This is a genomic window from Flavobacterium sp. LK-23, assembly GCF_058135255.1.
This window is the reverse complement of sequence record NZ_JBYUVT010000003.1, coordinates 367,540-383,342: the sequence shown is the minus strand read 5'-3', so window position 1 is coordinate 383,342 and position 15,803 is coordinate 367,540. Positions and strand designations below refer to the sequence as shown.

Below are 15,803 nucleotides of genomic sequence, written 5' to 3'. Positions count from 1 at the left end.
TTTGTTCAAAATCTGGCTTTCTGAACAAAAGACTTTTTTAATGTAATTCACTGAACTCCAACTAAAATAAAGTTAAGTGAAGTAATCTGGACTACCCCGGGTTAAATAAAAAAAGCTATCTCGATAAAGATAGCTTTTTTTGATAAAATATTTGGTATTTTTCTTAAATTCCTGTGTAGTTACTAGGTGTTATCGCTAATAATTCTGCTCTAACTGCATCTGAAACTTCCAAGGTTGCAATGAAGTTATGAATTGCATTTTTGTCAATTGCTTCATTCGTTCTTGTTAGACCTTTTAAAGCTTCATACGGGTTTGGATAAGCTTCACGACGTAAAATTGTCTGAATAGCTTCAGCCACAACTGCCCAGTTTTTCTCTAAATCTTCAGCAAATTTGCTTTCGTTTAAAAGTAATTTGTTTAAACCTTTCAAAGTAGCTTCAAAAGCAATAATGGTATGTCCGAAAGGAACGCCAACATTACGTAAAACAGTACTGTCAGTTAAGTCACGCTGTAATCTTGAAACAGGAAGTTTTGCAGCCAAGTGTTCGAAAATTGCATTGGCAATTCCTAAGTTTCCTTCAGAGTTTTCAAAATCAATTGGATTTACTTTATGAGGCATTGCAGACGAACCGATTTCTCCAGCTTTAATTTTTTGCTTAAAGTAATCCATTGATACATACGTCCAAATATCACGATCTAAATCGATGATGATCGTATTGATTCTTTTTAAAGCATCGAAGAAAGCAGCAAAATGATCGTAATGCTCAATTTGAGTTGTTGGGAAAGAATGTTTTAAACCAAGATCGGTTTCAACAAATTTATTTCCGAATTGTTTCCAGTCAATTTGCGGGTAAGCTACGTGATGCGCATTAAAGTTTCCTGTTGCTCCTCCAAATTTAGCAGCAAACGGAATATTGAATAACAAACGCATTTGTTCTTCTAAACGTTCTACGAAAACCAAAATCTCTTTTCCTAAACGAGTAGGAGAGGCTGGCTGTCCGTGTGTACGTGCCAACATCGGGATGTCTTTCCATTCAACGCTTAATTCTTTTAATTTTGCGATTACGGCAATTAAAGTTGGCATATAAACTTGCTCAAACGCTTCTTTTGTAGAAAGCGGAATAGCAGTATTGTTAATATCTTGAGATGTTAATCCGAAGTGAATGAACTCTTTGTATTGAGATAAACCTAATTTCTCAAAAGCATCTTTAATAAAGTATTCAACTGCTTTTACGTCGTGGTTGGTTACTTTTTCTGTTTCTTTAATCCAAAGCGCATCTTCTGTTGAGAAGTTTTTGTAGATATTTCTCAAGCTTTCAAATAAACTAGAGTCAATACCTTGTAACTGAGGTAATGGAATTTGGCATAAAGAAATGAAGTATTCTACTTCAACCAAAACGCGGTATTTTATTAAAGCTTCTTCAGAGAAGAAAGGTGCTAAATTTTGAGTTTTATTTCTATATCTTCCATCGATTGGCGATATAGCATTCAATTCGTTTAGAGTAGTCATTGTTATGTTGTTTTTCGAAAGGTGCAAATATAAGGTATTGTTAAAACTTCTGAAAGCTATATTAGAGCTTAAATTATGGTTTTGAAAATTTTATCCCAGATTGTGAAGTAAAAACCGTAATTGTGAGATTCATTTTTATGATGATCATTATGAAATTTAGTAGTCGATATCCATTTTGTGAAGTAATTGTTGTACCAGAAAGATGGAAATATGTCTTTTTTTAAATGTCCAAATATTCCATAAGAAAGATTGAGAATCAAATAAATAATGATACTCAGATAATTAAAATTAAAAATCGTAATTAAAAACAGCCATATAAAGCCGAAACCTAGAGTTTCTATCGGATGTAGAACATATAAACTGTAAACATTGGTTTCTATGTGTGTATGATGCAGTTTATGAATGGGGTAAAGCCATTTTAAATGATGAACCAGAAAATGAAAAATAAACATAAAAAGATCCATTAAAAGAATCAATAAAAGTGTATCAAAAATGATAAGTTTTAAGGATCCAGAAAAATCTACTTTCAGTATTCCGTAGCGAAATAATTCAAAACCTATTAAAGTGATGAATGTGTTACAAAGCAGTGTAGAAAATACCCATTTTCGATCTTTATTCTTTAAAACGGTGTTCTCAGATTCGATTACTTTTCCAATTAAAACAGATAAACCTACTAACGTAGCATTTTCTATTAAAAAGAAAACAAAGAGCCAAAACATATTAAACGGAAATAACTGTTGTAACCAGCTTTGAAAAATCATGTTGTTTTTTCTAAGGTCAGTAATTTTTCTCTTAAATCTGCGACTCCTTCAGAAGCAAATTTGGCAATAGTTTCGACTTTATTTCGAAGGTTCGGAATCGAAATGGGTTTCGGATCAATATAAAAAACAGGTGTTGTACTTGGAGTATAAGCAATTAACCCAGCAGCTGGATAAACCTGAAGCGAAGTTCCAATTACGGCAAAATAATCTGCGGTTTCTGTAATGTCAATAGCTTCTTCGAGTGCAGGAACTTCTTCGCCAAACCAAACAATATGCGGACGTAATTGATGCCCGTTTGCATCAAAATCTCCAGTAAGTAAATCTTCGGTCCAGTCTAAAATTAGATTTTTATTTTGTGTGCTGCGTACTTTTAATAATTCGCCATGCAAATGCAAAACATTTGTGCTTCCTGCACGTTCATGGAGATCGTCAACATTTTGAGTGATAATTTGTACATCAAAATCTTTTTCCAATTCAGCCAAAATGATATGCCCAAGATTCGGATTGACTTCTTTTAACTGCTGGCGTCTTTTGTTGTAAAAATCGAGAACCAATTCTTGATTTTTATGCCAGCCTTCCGGAGTTGCAACTTCCATCACATCATGCCCTTCCCAAAGACCATCACTGTCTCGAAAAGTTTTAATTCCGCTCTCAGCACTTATTCCTGCTCCTGTTAAAACAACAAGTTTCTTTTTCATTTTTAGTTTAATTAAAAGATAAAAATAGTGATTTCTTTGTTCAAATGGCTAGTAAATAAAGGGTATTTATACTCTTTGTCTCTCGTTCTAAATTATTTAGTTTTAATGTCACGTTTTATAAAAGTGATGCTAAAATGATTTTAATTCAATTTACAGGATTATCTGGTTCGGGAAAAACGACATTGGCAGAAAATGTCAGACATCTTTTGCTTCAAAATAATTTTGAAGCCGAAATTGTAGATGGTGATGTTTACCGACAAACGATTTGTAAAGATTTAGGGTTTTCTAAAGAGGACCGTTGCGAAAATGTAAGACGTCTTTTTAATGTTGGGCGAAATCTAATTGAGGAAAAGAAAATAGTTCTCATGTCGGTTATTAATCCATATGAAAATCTTAGAAATGAATTAAGGTCTTTTGAATTTGTAAAAACGGTATTTCTGGATTGCGCCATTTCTAGTTTGATCGAAAGAGATCCAAAAGGCTTGTACAAAAGAGCTTTGCTGCCAGACAGTGATCAAAATAAAATTAAAAGTTTTACAGGAATAAGCGATGTTTTTGAAATTCCGAAAAAAGCCGATTTAGTATTAAAAACAGATTCTGAAACCGTTTCTGTTTCTACCCATAAACTCTACCATTTTATACTTAGCAATTTAAATTTTTAAGGTTATGAACCCTTCTTCTTGTCAGCTTCCGATTTCTTTCTCGATAGAAAAACTGCAAAATGATTTATTGATTTGCGAAACCAATTTATGGACACCACATTTTAATACCAATCGGTATAAAGGAAATTGGACAAGTGTTTCTTTACGATCGCAATCGGGTTTAGAGAATGATATTTTTTCTTTTCCAGACAAAGAGTATAAAAATACGCCTTTGCTTGACAGTTGCTCTTATTTTAAAGAAATAATGGATTGGTTTGGATGCGAAAAAGAAGCCGTAAGATTATTAAGACTTGGGCCTAATAGCGAAATTAAAGAGCATGTTGATAATGATACTTCCTATGAAGATGGATTTTTTAGAATTCATGTTCCAATTATTACAAACTCGGAAGTTTATTTTTATGTCAATCATCAGCAGGTTCCAATGAAAATGGGAGAATGCTGGTACGCCAATTTTCAGTTACCACATAGCGTGCTGAACAAAAGCCCAGAACCTAGAATTCATTTAACTTTGGATTGCATTAGAAATGAATGGTCTGATGAATTATTTTCTAAAATGGGTTTTGATTTGAATTATGTACCGAAATATGAATGTTCAGAGGAAGTGAAAAGACAAGTTATTGCTGAGCTTTCTAGAAATCCATCGGAGACAAATGATAAGATTATTGCCGAACTTCAATCTCAAATGAAATAATAAAATGGAAAATGTAAAAGATTTTATTTCAAATTGGATTCCGATTAAATTGATCGAAAAAGATAATGAGGTTTATTTCGAATGGATTTATTTTGCTGATATACCATTTGCAGAACCTTTTTTTGAAGAAACCATTGTAAAATGCCAAAGCCATGACTACAATTCAAAATCATTTAAATTAATAAGTACAGCAGAGAATATTATTGACTGGTCTAAAGAACTCGATTTTGTAGAATTAAAAGGATTGGTTTTTCATGTGTCAAGATGCGGATCTACCATGTTGAGTCAGTCTCTTGCCACTTCATCTGAAAATATAATGGTTTCTGAAGCTCCTATTATTGATCAGATTTTGAGAAGTAATGCTTTTGATTCCGCCATCAAAACCACTTTGCTGAAATCGGTTTTGAGATTCTTGGGGCAAAAAAGATTTTCTGAGCAAAAACATTTGATCATAAAACTAGATGCTTGGAGTGTTTTTAAAGCTTCTTATTTAAGATCTGTTTTTCCTGAAATTCCGTTTGCATTATTGTATCGAAATCCAGCAGAAGTTTTAAGATCGCACCAAAAAATGGCAGGCATGCATATGGTTCCAAATTTAATTCCTTCAAGTGTTTTCGGAATCACTTCTAAAGAAATTGAAGAAATAAGTTTTCAGCAATATCAAGTTTTGGTTTTAGAAAAATATTTTCAAAGTTTTCTAGATTTTTATGAAAGAGACCAAAATATAATGATGCTTAATTACAATGATGGAATGAAGAATGTAATAGAGCGATTCATAGCTTTTATTAATACTGATTTTTCTGAAAGTGAATTGAACGCGATGCTGGAACGTCTTAAAAAACATTCTAAAAATGAACAAGCAATTTTTACGGGAGATTCGTATAAAGACGATATTTTGTCTGTGAATTTGACTCAGCTTCATGCTTTGCACGAAAAACTTAATGCCAATTTTATTGAAGATTTAGCAGGTTGAAAAATAAGGTGAAGTCTTGTTTCTCATTTATTTATTATTTTTGCGCCAAACATAAATAAAATGATTGATTTAGATTACCTCGCATTCTTAGAAAATATATTGACAGAAAACAGAAAAGCAAATTTTTTAAAAGTACTAGAAAATAGAACAAAGCATTTTACAGTTGCAGTAGAAGATGTTTATCAAATGCATAATACAAGCGCAGTAATGCGAAGCTGTGAAGTTTTTGGAATTCAGGAATTGAATGTAATTGAACAGCGTTTTGGAAAAAGAATCGATAAAGAAATTGCTTTGGGTGCGCAAAAATGGGTTGACATCAATCGATTTGATTCGGTTTCAGGATGCCTTTCTGATTTAAAAAGTAAAGGATACCAAATTATTGCTACTACTCCACATGAGAAAGATTGTATGTTGGAAGATTTCGATATTACAAAACCAAGTGCTTTATTCTTCGGGACAGAAAAAGAAGGATTATCACAAGAAATTATGGACAACGCCGATGGTTTCTTAAAAATACCAATGGTTGGTTTTACAGAAAGTTTGAATATTTCTGTGTCAGCTGCCATTATCATTCAAAGTTTAACCAATAGACTTCGCAGATCTGATATTAATTGGAAATTGACAGAGGAAGAAATTTTAGTGAAACGTTTACTTTGGGCTAAAAATTCTATAAAAGATATAAAACGAATTGAAGAACGTTATTATCAGGATAACCCGAGGGATTAGTGTTCAGTATTTAGTGATCAGTCTCAGTTCTAGGACGAGGGAGTGAATTGGGAAATAAAGATAATTTTCTAAAAAATAAAAGACCGATAGTTTAAACTATCGGTCTTTTTTATGGATTTAAAATATCAGTTGGTAAACTGTGATTGAATACTGCGGCTGAATACTTAAAAATTTATTAGTTAATTAAAACCCAAGTTCCAGCTGCGATTAAAGCTTCAGCTTTTTTGTACTTCATTGTTTCTGTTTTACCAGTAGCAACTTCTTGAACTACAACCGTATCATTTCTGTTGATTTTTGGCATATCTCTAACGATAGTTTCAGTAACTTGACGTTGTTGAGTTTCTCCAGCTTCACGGTTGATGCTTTCGCTATTTGGAATTTCGTCTTTACTTAATTGTAAATTTTCTTTTGGACGAGCTACTTCTCTTGCTTCGTGAATTTCAGGAGCGTTTTGAGCTGGTAAATCACCTTTAAATAAGAATGAAATAACTTCTTTGTTAACGTTGTCTAACATTCCTCTAAACAAGTTGAAAGCTTCTAATTTGTAAATAAGCAATGGATCTTTTTGTTCGTGAACAGCCAATTGAACAGATTGTTTCAATTCGTCCATTTTACGCAAGTGTTTTTTCCAAGCTTCATCAACAATAGAAAGTGTGATGTTCTTTTCGAAATCAGCAATTAATTGAGCGCCTTGGCTATCATAAGCTTTTTTCAAGTCAGTAACGACATTCAAAGTCTTGATTCCGTCTGTAAATGGAACTACAATTCTTTCAAAATGGTTATTTGGCTCTTCGTAAACTCCTTTGATAATTGGGAAAGCTTCTCTAGCGCTTCTTTCTGTTTTTTCAGTATAGAAAGCTAAAGCTTCTTTGTACACTTTTCCAGTAACTTCAATATCAGATAATTTTAAGAAATCTGCTTCAGAAATTGGAGAAGTGATTCCGAAATAACGAATTAAATCAAACTCAAATCCTTTAAAATCATTTGTTACTTTACTGTTGCTTACGATTAATTCGCAAGTATCATAAAGCATATTCGCGATATCCAGTTTCAAACGCTCTCCGAACAATGCATGACGACGACGTTTGTAAACTACTTCACGTTGCGAGTTCATTACGTCATCATATTCTAATAAACGTTTACGAACACCAAAGTTGTTTTCTTCTACTTTTTTCTGAGCACGTTCGATAGATTTAGTCATCATAGAATGCTGAATAACTTCACCTTCTTTCAATCCCATTCTGTCCATTACTTTCGCAACTCTTTCAGAACCAAATAAACGCATTAAGTTGTCTTCAAGAGAAACATAGAATTGAGAACTTCCTGGATCTCCTTGACGACCAGAACGACCACGTAACTGTCTGTCTACACGACGAGAATCATGACGCTCTGTACCCACGATTGCTAAACCTCCTGCAGCTTTTACTTCTGGAGATAATTTAATATCGGTACCACGACCAGCCATGTTTGTTGCAATAGTTACAACTCCAGCTTTACCTGCTTCTTCAACGATTTGTGCCTCTTGCTTGTGCATTTTAGCGTTCAATACGTTGTGTGTGATTCCTCTCATTTTAAGCATACGGCTTAATAATTCTGAAATCTCTACAGAAGTTGTTCCAATCAATACTGGTCTTCCAGCTTGAGATAGTTCCGTAACATCTTCGATTACAGCGTTGAATTTCTCACGTGTTGTTTTGTAGATATAATCTTCTTTATCGATTCTTGCAATTCCGCGGTTTGTTGGAATTTCAACAACGTCTAATTTATAAATCTGCCATAACTCACCTGCTTCAGTAACCGCTGTACCAGTCATACCAGCCAGTTTGTTGTACATTCTGAAGTAATTCTGTAATGTAACAGTTGCAAAAGTTTGAGTTGCAGCTTCGATTTTTACGTTTTCTTTTGCTTCGATCGCTTGGTGAAGACCATCTGAGTAACGACGTCCGTCCATGATACGACCTGTTTGTTCATCGACAATCATAATTTTGTTGTCCATGATAACATACTCTACATCTTTTTCGAATAAAGCATACGCTTTTAAAAGTTGAGTAAGAGTATGAATACGCTCGCTTTTTACTCCAAAATCTTGGAATAATCTTTCTTTAGCTTCAGCTTCAGCGTCTTTATCTAATTTTTGTTTTTCAATTGCAGCGATTTCTGTTCCAATGTCTGGTAAAACGAAGAAATCTGCATCAGTATCTCCAGAAAGGTATTTAATACCATTGTCTGTTAATTCTACTTGATTGTTTTTCTCTTCAATCACAAAATACAAAGCTTCGTCTACTTTGTGCATTTCGCGATTGTTATCTTGCATGTATTGATTTTCAGTTTTTTGAAGTAATTGTTTAATTCCTTCTTCACTTAAAAATTTAATTAATGCTTTATTTTTAGGTAAACTTCTGTAAGCTCTTAATAATTGGAAACCTCCATCTTTAGTATTACCTTCTTTAATTAATTTTTTAGCTTCAGCTAAGAAACCATTCGCTAACTGACGTTGTTGTGCAACTAAGTTTTCGATTTTTGGTTTCAATTCGTTGAATTCGTGACGATCTCCTTGCGGAACTGGTCCAGAAATAATAAGAGGTGTTCTAGCGTCATCAATTAATACCGAGTCAACCTCGTCGACAATTGCAAAATTGTGTTTTCTCTGCACTAAATCGCTTGGAGAGTGCGCCATATTATCTCTTAAGTAATCGAAACCAAACTCATTGTTCGTTCCGTAAGTAATATCAGCATCGTAAGCTTTTTTTCTTTGCTCTGTACTCGGCTGGTGATTATCGATACAATCAACAGATAAACCGTGAAATTCGAATAAAGGAGCCTTCCAAGTACTATCACGTTTTGCCAAGTAGTCATTCACTGTTACTAAGTGAACTCCATTTCCTGTCAAAGCATTTAAGTAAAGTGGAAGAGTAGCAACCAAAGTTTTACCTTCTCCCGTTTGCATTTCAGCAACTTTACCTTCGTGTAATACCATACCACCAATTAACTGAACATCATAGTGAATCATGTCCCAAGTGATGTCTTTTCCAGCAGCATTCCATTTATTTGCCCAGATCGCTTTTTCGCCATCAATAGTAATGTATGATTTTGTTGCTGAGAATTCGCGGTCTTTTGGAGTTGCAGTAACTTCAATATGAGAGTTTTCCTTAAAACGACGAGCCGTTTCTTTTACTACAGAAAACGCTTCTGGAAGAATTTCCAATAAAGTTTTTTCAGAGATTTCATAAGCCTCTTTTTCAAGAGCATCTATTGCATCATAAATGTCTTCTCTTTTATCGATGTCTTCGATGTTTTCTACTTCTGCTTTAAGCGAAGCAATTTTAGCATCTTTATCAGCTCTAGCTTCTTTTATTCTGTCTTTAAAATAAACGGTTCTTCCTCTTAATTCGTCGTTTGATAGACTCATTAAAGGAGCTTCGAATGTTTTAATTTTGTTTAAGTAAGGTTGTAAAGCTTTGACATCTTTCTGCGACTTATCGCCAACAAAGACTTTAATAATACTGTTTATGAAACTCATGATTTATTGTATTTCTTTATTATATATATGTATTTGAACCAAAAAAAAAGTCTCTATGATGAGAGACTTTTTCCTTTGGTTTATTTTTTAATATTCATCCTCATTCCAAAGATAATCTTCGTCTGTTGGATAATCAGGCCAAATTTCTTCCATTGATTCATATATCTCACCTTCGTCTTCGATTGATTGAAGGTTTTCTACTACTTCTAATGGAGCACCTGCTCTGATAGCGTAGTCTATAAGTTCATCTTTGTTAGCAGGCCATGGCGCATCACTTAAATAAGATGCTAATTCTAATGTCCAATACATCTGTTATCTGTTTAGTTTGTGCAAAAATAAATTTTTTACTGAAAAAGACAAGTAAATTTTGATTTATTTTAATAAAATTTAAGAACGTCGATTATTAAATTCCAATTTTTAAATTCCAAACTTCAAAAAAGAAGTTTAAAAACCAATATTTAAATTCCAAATCCCAATGTTGGAAGGCTTTTTTGTTTTTTATAAATTCAAAAGAATTTAAATTTTTCTCTTGGAATTTGGGATTTCAAAAATTTGGAATTTTCAGAAAATTCATTTTCTGGGTATCCATTTCACTTCCTCCGCTTTTAAGTCTGAGGACAACTTTCGTGCCAAGACAAAAAGGTAGTCAGAAAGTCGGTTTAAGTACGTGATTGCTATTTCAGGAACGTGTTCATTATGACTTAAATGTACTGCTAATCGTTCTGCACGACGACAAATACAGCGAGCAATATGACAATGTGACACGGTAGGATGGCCGCCTGGTAAAACAAAATGAGTCATTGGCGGAAGACTTTCGTCCATTTTATCTATTTCGTTTTCCAGTAATTCGATATCTGAGTCAATTATGCCGAGATTTTCTAAGCGAAGTTTTCCGTTTTTCAAAACTTCTTTTTCTTGTGGAGTTGCCAAAATGGCACCAACAGTAAAAAGGCGGTCTTGAATCTCTATTAAAATAGTTTTATAATGAGAATCCATTTCCTGATCGCGAATCAATCCGATATAAGAATTCAATTCGTCAACAGTTCCATAACTGTCAATTCTAATATGGTCTTTTGGTACACGCGTTCCTCCAAAAAGAGCTGTTGTGCCTTTATCGCCTGTTTTGGTATATACTTTCATTTTTTTTAAAGATGCTAAGGTTCTGAGATGCTAAGTTTTCTCTTCTTTGAGCTTATTTTTCTAGATTCTATCCCTAGAATTTATCTGGATTGAACTGAAATTATAAGTTTTTCTTTTTCCGATTAAACGATTAAACAGTTTTTCTCGTGTCGCTTTCAATTAGACCATCTCTTAAACGGATAATTCTGTGCGCATAAGCTGCAATATCTTCTTCGTGTGTTACTAGAATTACGGTATTTCCTTGTGCGTGAATATCTCCAAAAAGTTTCATGATTTCTACAGAGGTTTTACTGTCTAAGTTTCCTGTTGGCTCATCGGCTAGAATAATAGAGGGTCTGTTGACTAATGCTCTCGCAACTGCAACACGCTGACGCTGTCCTCCAGAAAGCTGATTTGGCTGGTGATCCATTCTGTCGGCAAGATTAACCTGTTTTAAAACTTCTGTGGCGCGAGTAATTCTTTCAGATTTTCCGTAACCGGCATAAATCATAGGTAAGGCAACATTATCTAAAGCCGTAGTTCTTGGCAAAAGATTGAAAGTCTGAAACACGAAACCAATTTCTTTATTCCTGATTTCTGCCAGTTCATCATCTTTCATTTTACTCACGTCTTTTCCATTTAAAATATAACGACCCGAAGTTGGAGTATCTAAACAGCCTAATAAATTCATTAATGTAGATTTTCCTGATCCGGAAGGCCCCATTAAAGCGACATATTCACCTTTTTGTATTTCTAGATCTATTCCTTTTAAAACATAAACGATTTCATTTCCTAAAGTAAAATTTCGTTTAATGTCGGTTATTTTAATTAATGGTTCAGCCATTTTATTTTACAATTTTGGATTTAAAAGTACAAAACACTTTTCAATAAAAAGGATAAGTAGTTGAGAATTGGTTTTTGTTACAAATGCTCTTTCGTAAATACAGTTTTGGATAAAACGTTTAAAAAAAGAAAAATGTTATATCTTTTTAGAATTATATTGTAATATTATCATTATTTTAAATGTTTTATAGTTTTAAGATGTTTTTAATTTTAAAAACATGATAATAATGTAATTTATTAAGAAAAGCATTTGGTAAATTTGATTAATCAATTAATTAAATAATCAAGATTATGAAAAATATCAAAATAGCTACAGGAATTGCTTTATTAGTATTAGGGTTAACATCGTGTAAAGATGAAAAACAAGAAAGAGCTCAAAAAACAGTAGACAACTATGTAATCTATGTTGACTCTGTGAAAAATGTTGCAGCTGCTGACTTAAAAGAGAATTGGAAAAGTGTAGAAGCAGAATATGATAGAAGATCTCAGGAAGCGCAAGCTGCGTTAGCTGATATTAAAGACAATTCTGCCGCAACAGAAAAAATAAATGCAAGCAAAATTAAGTACGAGGAATTTAAAAATGAAATGACCGCCCAATTTGCCCCTCCAGCTCCTAGTCCTAAACAACAATTAAGAGATTCTTTGTTTGGTGCAGGAAAAATTGGTGATGATATGAGTTTTAACTGGGTTAATGCCCAAAACATTCATAGCGTTTATCAGCAGTTTGTTCATACTGTAGAAAATAATAAAGATAAATATTCTAGAGAAGACTGGGATGAAATTAAATTAATGTATGAAGCTCTTGACAGCCGTAAAAATACAGTTGAAAAAGAAGGTCTAACAGCTGAAGATAATCGTAAAATTGCTGGTTTGAAAGTTAAATTTGCACCTATGTATACTGTAAATAGAATGGGAGCTAAGTCTGAAGAAAACAAAGACGCTAAAAAATAAGATTTTAAAATTTTGAATTAGAAAATAAAAAAGACGATCAGAAATGATCGTCTTTTTTTATGCTCGAATAATAAAATCCTCTTTAGGTTGTTCTCGTCTAAAGAATACAAATCCCCATTGAAAAGTATCAATCGTAACTTTTACTTGAGGATGATTTTTGATGATTTCCCAAGCTTCTTCCATGTCTTCTGACCAATGAATATCGTCGAAAATCCATACAGAATCATTGTCGATTGTTGGCAGTAAAAGGTCAAAATAAGCTAAAGTGGCTTTTTTAGAATGATTTCCGTCAAAATAGATCAGATTGTAATTTGTTGCTTGAATGTTCTCAGAAATTAAAAAAGATTCAAATTCAGAAATTACATTTTCAACATTATTACAATCAAATTCAGCCAATTGATTTTGGGCAACATTTGCTGTATTTGGACAGCCTTCAATAGTAACGACTTTTGCTTTCGGGTTTCCTAAAGCTAAGGCAGAAGTTGCCAAACCCAAAGAAGTTCCAATTTCTAAAATATTCTCTGGCTTAAAATAATTGGTAACACGAAACAATAATTCTGCTCGTTTTGGCGAAATTCCTGCTGTTTGTGCAATTTTAGAAATTTGTCTTCGATTTGATTTAAAAACTCTGGAGCCTGCTCCAAAATCGGTTACTTCAATAAAGTTTTTGTTTCCTAAAAGTGATTTTCTATATTTTTTTAGAATTTCATATTCAGGTTTTGTTTTCTTATCATAAAAACATTTTGTCAGTAAATTAAAAACAAACGGCGAGTGAACGGCATGTTCGTTCTTAGAATGCCAAAGAAAGCTTAGATAAGATTTTATTTGAAAAAGCATTTAGAAATTTAGAATGAAAGATTAATTTACTTTAATCAATTTTACGTCGAAAATAAGTACAGAACCTCCCGGTATTGTCATATAATCATAACTTCCGTAACCTAAGCGAGATGGTATTAATAGAACTCCAGATCCTCCTTCTTTAAAATAAGGAATACCTTCTGTCCAACCTTTAATTACTTGATTCAAACCAAATGAAATTCCTGTATCTTTACTTTGATCAAAAACTTTTCCGTTTGTATAATAACCTTTATAAGCAACAGTTACATTAGAAGTAGAAGTTGGTTGAGCGCCATTGCCTGGTTCTGTAATGATATAATAAAGACCTGAATCGGTTCTGGTTGCAGTTAAATTATTTTTGGTTAAATAATCTTTAATATCCTTTTCGTTTTGTTCTGTGAAATCTTTTGCTGGTTCAGATGGGTCTTTTTCTGTATCTTTTTCCGTATTGTTACAAGAAATAAATAAGGTTAAAGTAAGTACTGCGGCTAATAGTTTTTTCATTGTGGATTTTTTTTTAAAATATTTAATATGGTAAAAGGTAATTTTTTGTTTCACAAAGATTCCCAAAGAAAACTCAAAGATTCACAAAAAAAACTTTGCGTAGCTCTGCGATTTCTTTGTGAATCTCAGTGTAATAACTATCCTTCAAGTTTAGCAGAAAGTTCAAACCAGCGTTCTTCTTTTGCTTCGATTTTATTGATTATGTTTTGAAGTTCGTTTGCTTTTTTCTCGATATCGGCATCTGCAATTTTTCCGTCAGAGAATAATTGTTCGATTTTGGCTTTTTCAGCTTCTAAATCTTTAATTTCTCTTTCGATTTTCTGATATTCTTTTTGTTCGTTAAAGCTTAGATTTCCTGTTGGATTGTTTTGTTTCCAGTCTTTCTTTTCTGCTTTGTTTTCTTCTTTTTGGGCAACATCAGCACTGTCTTCGTAAGCTCTGAAGTCAGAATAGTTTCCTGGGAAATTCTCTATTTCGCCTTGTCCTCTAAAGACAAATAAATAATCGACAATTTTATCCATAAAGTAACGGTCGTGAGAAACTACCAATAAACATCCCGGATAATCCAAAAGGAAACTTTCTAAAACGTTAAGCGTAACAATATCCAAATCGTTTGTAGGCTCATCTAGAATCAAGAAATTCGGATTCTGAATTAAAACCGTACACAAGTATAAACGCTTTAGTTCTCCACCGCTTAATTTCTCAACATAATCATATTGTTTTTTGGCATCAAAAAGAAAACGCTCCAATAATTGCGAAGCCGAAATAATTTTTCCTTTTGTTAACGGAATATACTCTCCGTATTCTTTTATAATATCAATAACACGTTGTCCAGGCTTTGGATTAATTCCAGATTGTGTGTAATAACCAATTTTTATAGTATCTCCTTTAACAACGCGTCCGCTGTCTGGAGCAATTGTTCCTGTCAAAAGATTTAAGAAAGTCGATTTTCCAGTTCCGTTTTTACCGATAATTCCGATTCTTTCCCCACGTTGAAAATCAAAACTGAAATTGTCAAGAATAACTCGGTCTTTGAATTTTTTAGAAAGTTTATGAAGCTCAATGATTTTGCTTCCCATTCTTTCCATATTAATTTCAAGCTCCACTTTATTTTCTTTTCGGCGGCTTTGTGCTTTTTCTTTAATAACATAGAAATCATCCTGACGTGATTTAGATTTGGTTGTTCTCGCTTTTGGCTGGCGGCGCATCCATTCTAATTCTTTTACAAACAAGTTTTTTGCTTTGTCAATACTGGCATTCTCAGAAGTAATTCTTTCTTCTTTTTTCTGTAAATAGTAAGAATAATTTCCTTTGTATTGGTATAGTTTTCCGTTGTCTAATTCTATAATTTCATTACAAACGCGCTCTAAAAAGAAACGGTCGTGCGTTACCATAAACAGAGTGATGTTTTCTTTAGCAAAATAACTTTCAAGCCATTCGATCATTTCTAGATCTAAATGGTTGGTTGGCTCATCTAGAATCAATAAATCTGGACGATTGATTAGAATTATGGCTAGCGAAAGACGTTTTTTCTGTCCTCCAGAAAGATTTTTAACTTTAAGTTTAAAATCTTCCAGCTTTAATTTAAATAAAATCTGTTTGTATTGCGTTTCAAAATCCCATGCATTATGTTGATCCATAGCATCAAAAGCTTTTTGGTAAGCTTCTTCGTCAGCAGGATTTTCTAAAGCCTTTTCATAAGCTTCAATAACTTTAAGTGCTTCATTATCTGAGGCAAAAATACTTTCTTCGATCGTAAGCTCATCTTGAAGATTATTGTCTTGCGATAGAAATGCCATTCTGATTCCTTTTCTTAAAACAACTTGTCCCGTATCTGGTTCTTCCAAACCATTAATAATGCTCATTATGGTTGTTTTTCCAGAACCATTTTTTGCAATAAAAGCGATTTTTTGATCTTTATTAATTCCAAAAGAAATGTTGTCAAAAAGGACTCTTTCTCCAAATGACTTTGATATATTTTCGACTGATAAGTAATTCACTTTGTAAT

15 protein-coding genes are annotated in these 15,803 nt (G+C 33.0%); 5 read left to right on the top strand and 10 right to left on the bottom strand.

Features of this window, described 5'->3' with window-relative positions:
* Positions 1-163: 163 nt before the first annotated feature.
* From purB to AC3Y25_RS07285, 3 genes are all read right to left on the bottom strand, one after another.
* Positions 164-1,510, bottom strand: a complete 1,347-nt coding sequence (gene purB / locus AC3Y25_RS07295; RefSeq protein ID WP_489902273.1) for an adenylosuccinate lyase — start codon at positions 1,508-1,510, stop codon at positions 164-166.
* 68 nt (positions 1,511-1,578) lie between these two features.
* Complete coding sequence (locus AC3Y25_RS07290) at positions 1,579-2,271, bottom strand: sterol desaturase family protein (protein WP_489902272.1); 693 nt, start codon at positions 2,269-2,271, stop codon at positions 1,579-1,581.
* The gene (locus tag AC3Y25_RS07285; RefSeq protein WP_489902271.1) at positions 2,268-2,969 is read right to left on the bottom strand and encodes an SIR2 family NAD-dependent protein deacylase; all 702 of its coding nucleotides are present in this window, start codon (positions 2,967-2,969) and stop codon (positions 2,268-2,270) included. The genes AC3Y25_RS07290 and AC3Y25_RS07285 overlap by 4 nt, the downstream gene beginning before the upstream one ends.
* 134 nt (positions 2,970-3,103) lie before the next feature.
* Here AC3Y25_RS07285 and cysC point away from each other — a divergent pair, with 134 nt between their 5' ends.
* Genes cysC through AC3Y25_RS07265 form a run of 4 tightly spaced genes read left to right on the top strand, consistent with a single transcriptional unit; the run spans position 3,104 to position 6,021 of the window.
* Positions 3,104-3,631 (top strand): adenylyl-sulfate kinase, encoded by a 528-nt coding sequence (gene cysC / locus AC3Y25_RS07280; protein ID WP_489902270.1) that lies wholly within the window; start codon positions 3,104-3,106, stop codon positions 3,629-3,631.
* A gap of 4 nt (positions 3,632-3,635) precedes the next feature.
* Entirely contained in the window at positions 3,636-4,322 is a 687-nt protein-coding gene (locus tag AC3Y25_RS07275; RefSeq protein ID WP_489902269.1) for an aspartyl/asparaginyl beta-hydroxylase domain-containing protein, read from the top strand.
* 4 nt (positions 4,323-4,326) lie between these two features.
* Positions 4,327-5,295 (top strand): sulfotransferase family protein, encoded by a 969-nt coding sequence (locus tag AC3Y25_RS07270; protein WP_489902268.1) that lies wholly within the window; start codon positions 4,327-4,329, stop codon positions 5,293-5,295.
* Positions 5,296-5,355: 60 nt separating this feature from the next.
* Entirely contained in the window at positions 5,356-6,021 is a 666-nt protein-coding gene (locus AC3Y25_RS07265) for a TrmH family RNA methyltransferase (protein ID WP_095931076.1), read from the top strand.
* Positions 6,022-6,196: 175 nt separating this feature from the next.
* On the opposite strand, the gene secA is transcribed toward AC3Y25_RS07265, so the two are convergent.
* The 4 genes from secA to AC3Y25_RS07245 all read right to left on the bottom strand — a co-directional run bounded on the left by secA (position 6,197) and on the right by AC3Y25_RS07245 (position 11,504).
* A complete protein-coding gene (gene secA, locus AC3Y25_RS07260; protein ID WP_427874970.1) occupies positions 6,197-9,541 on the bottom strand; it encodes a preprotein translocase subunit SecA in 3,345 nt (1,114 codons plus the stop codon).
* 87 nt (positions 9,542-9,628) lie between these two features.
* The gene (locus AC3Y25_RS07255) at positions 9,629-9,850 is read right to left on the bottom strand and encodes a DUF2795 domain-containing protein (RefSeq protein WP_007138072.1); all 222 of its coding nucleotides are present in this window, start codon (positions 9,848-9,850) and stop codon (positions 9,629-9,631) included.
* Positions 9,851-10,111: 261 nt separating this feature from the next.
* On the bottom strand, positions 10,112-10,681 hold the full coding sequence (locus AC3Y25_RS07250) for a cob(I)yrinic acid a,c-diamide adenosyltransferase (protein ID WP_095931074.1): 570 nt from the start codon (positions 10,679-10,681) through the stop codon (positions 10,112-10,114).
* Between the two features lie 130 nt (positions 10,682-10,811).
* On the bottom strand, positions 10,812-11,504 hold the full coding sequence (locus AC3Y25_RS07245) for an ABC transporter ATP-binding protein (RefSeq protein WP_489902267.1): 693 nt from the start codon (positions 11,502-11,504) through the stop codon (positions 10,812-10,814).
* Positions 11,505-11,794: 290 nt separating this feature from the next.
* Between AC3Y25_RS07245 and AC3Y25_RS07240 the strand changes: the two genes are divergently transcribed.
* Positions 11,795-12,454: a DUF6565 domain-containing protein gene (locus tag AC3Y25_RS07240; RefSeq protein WP_489902266.1), complete on the top strand. Its 660-nt coding sequence runs from the start codon at positions 11,795-11,797 to the stop codon at positions 12,452-12,454.
* A gap of 57 nt (positions 12,455-12,511) precedes the next feature.
* Here AC3Y25_RS07240 and AC3Y25_RS07235 read toward each other — a convergent pair whose 3' ends face one another.
* From AC3Y25_RS07235 to AC3Y25_RS07225, 3 genes are all read right to left on the bottom strand, one after another.
* Entirely contained in the window at positions 12,512-13,291 is a 780-nt protein-coding gene (locus AC3Y25_RS07235) for an O-methyltransferase (RefSeq protein WP_489902265.1), read from the bottom strand.
* Between the two features lie 21 nt (positions 13,292-13,312).
* Positions 13,313-13,795, bottom strand: a complete 483-nt coding sequence (locus tag AC3Y25_RS07230; RefSeq protein WP_489902264.1) for an FKBP-type peptidyl-prolyl cis-trans isomerase — start codon at positions 13,793-13,795, stop codon at positions 13,313-13,315.
* A 137-nt stretch (positions 13,796-13,932) separates the two neighbouring features.
* On the bottom strand, positions 13,933-15,795 hold the full coding sequence (locus tag AC3Y25_RS07225; RefSeq protein ID WP_489902263.1) for an ABC-F family ATP-binding cassette domain-containing protein: 1,863 nt from the start codon (positions 15,793-15,795) through the stop codon (positions 13,933-13,935).
* Positions 15,796-15,803: the final 8 nt, after the last annotated feature.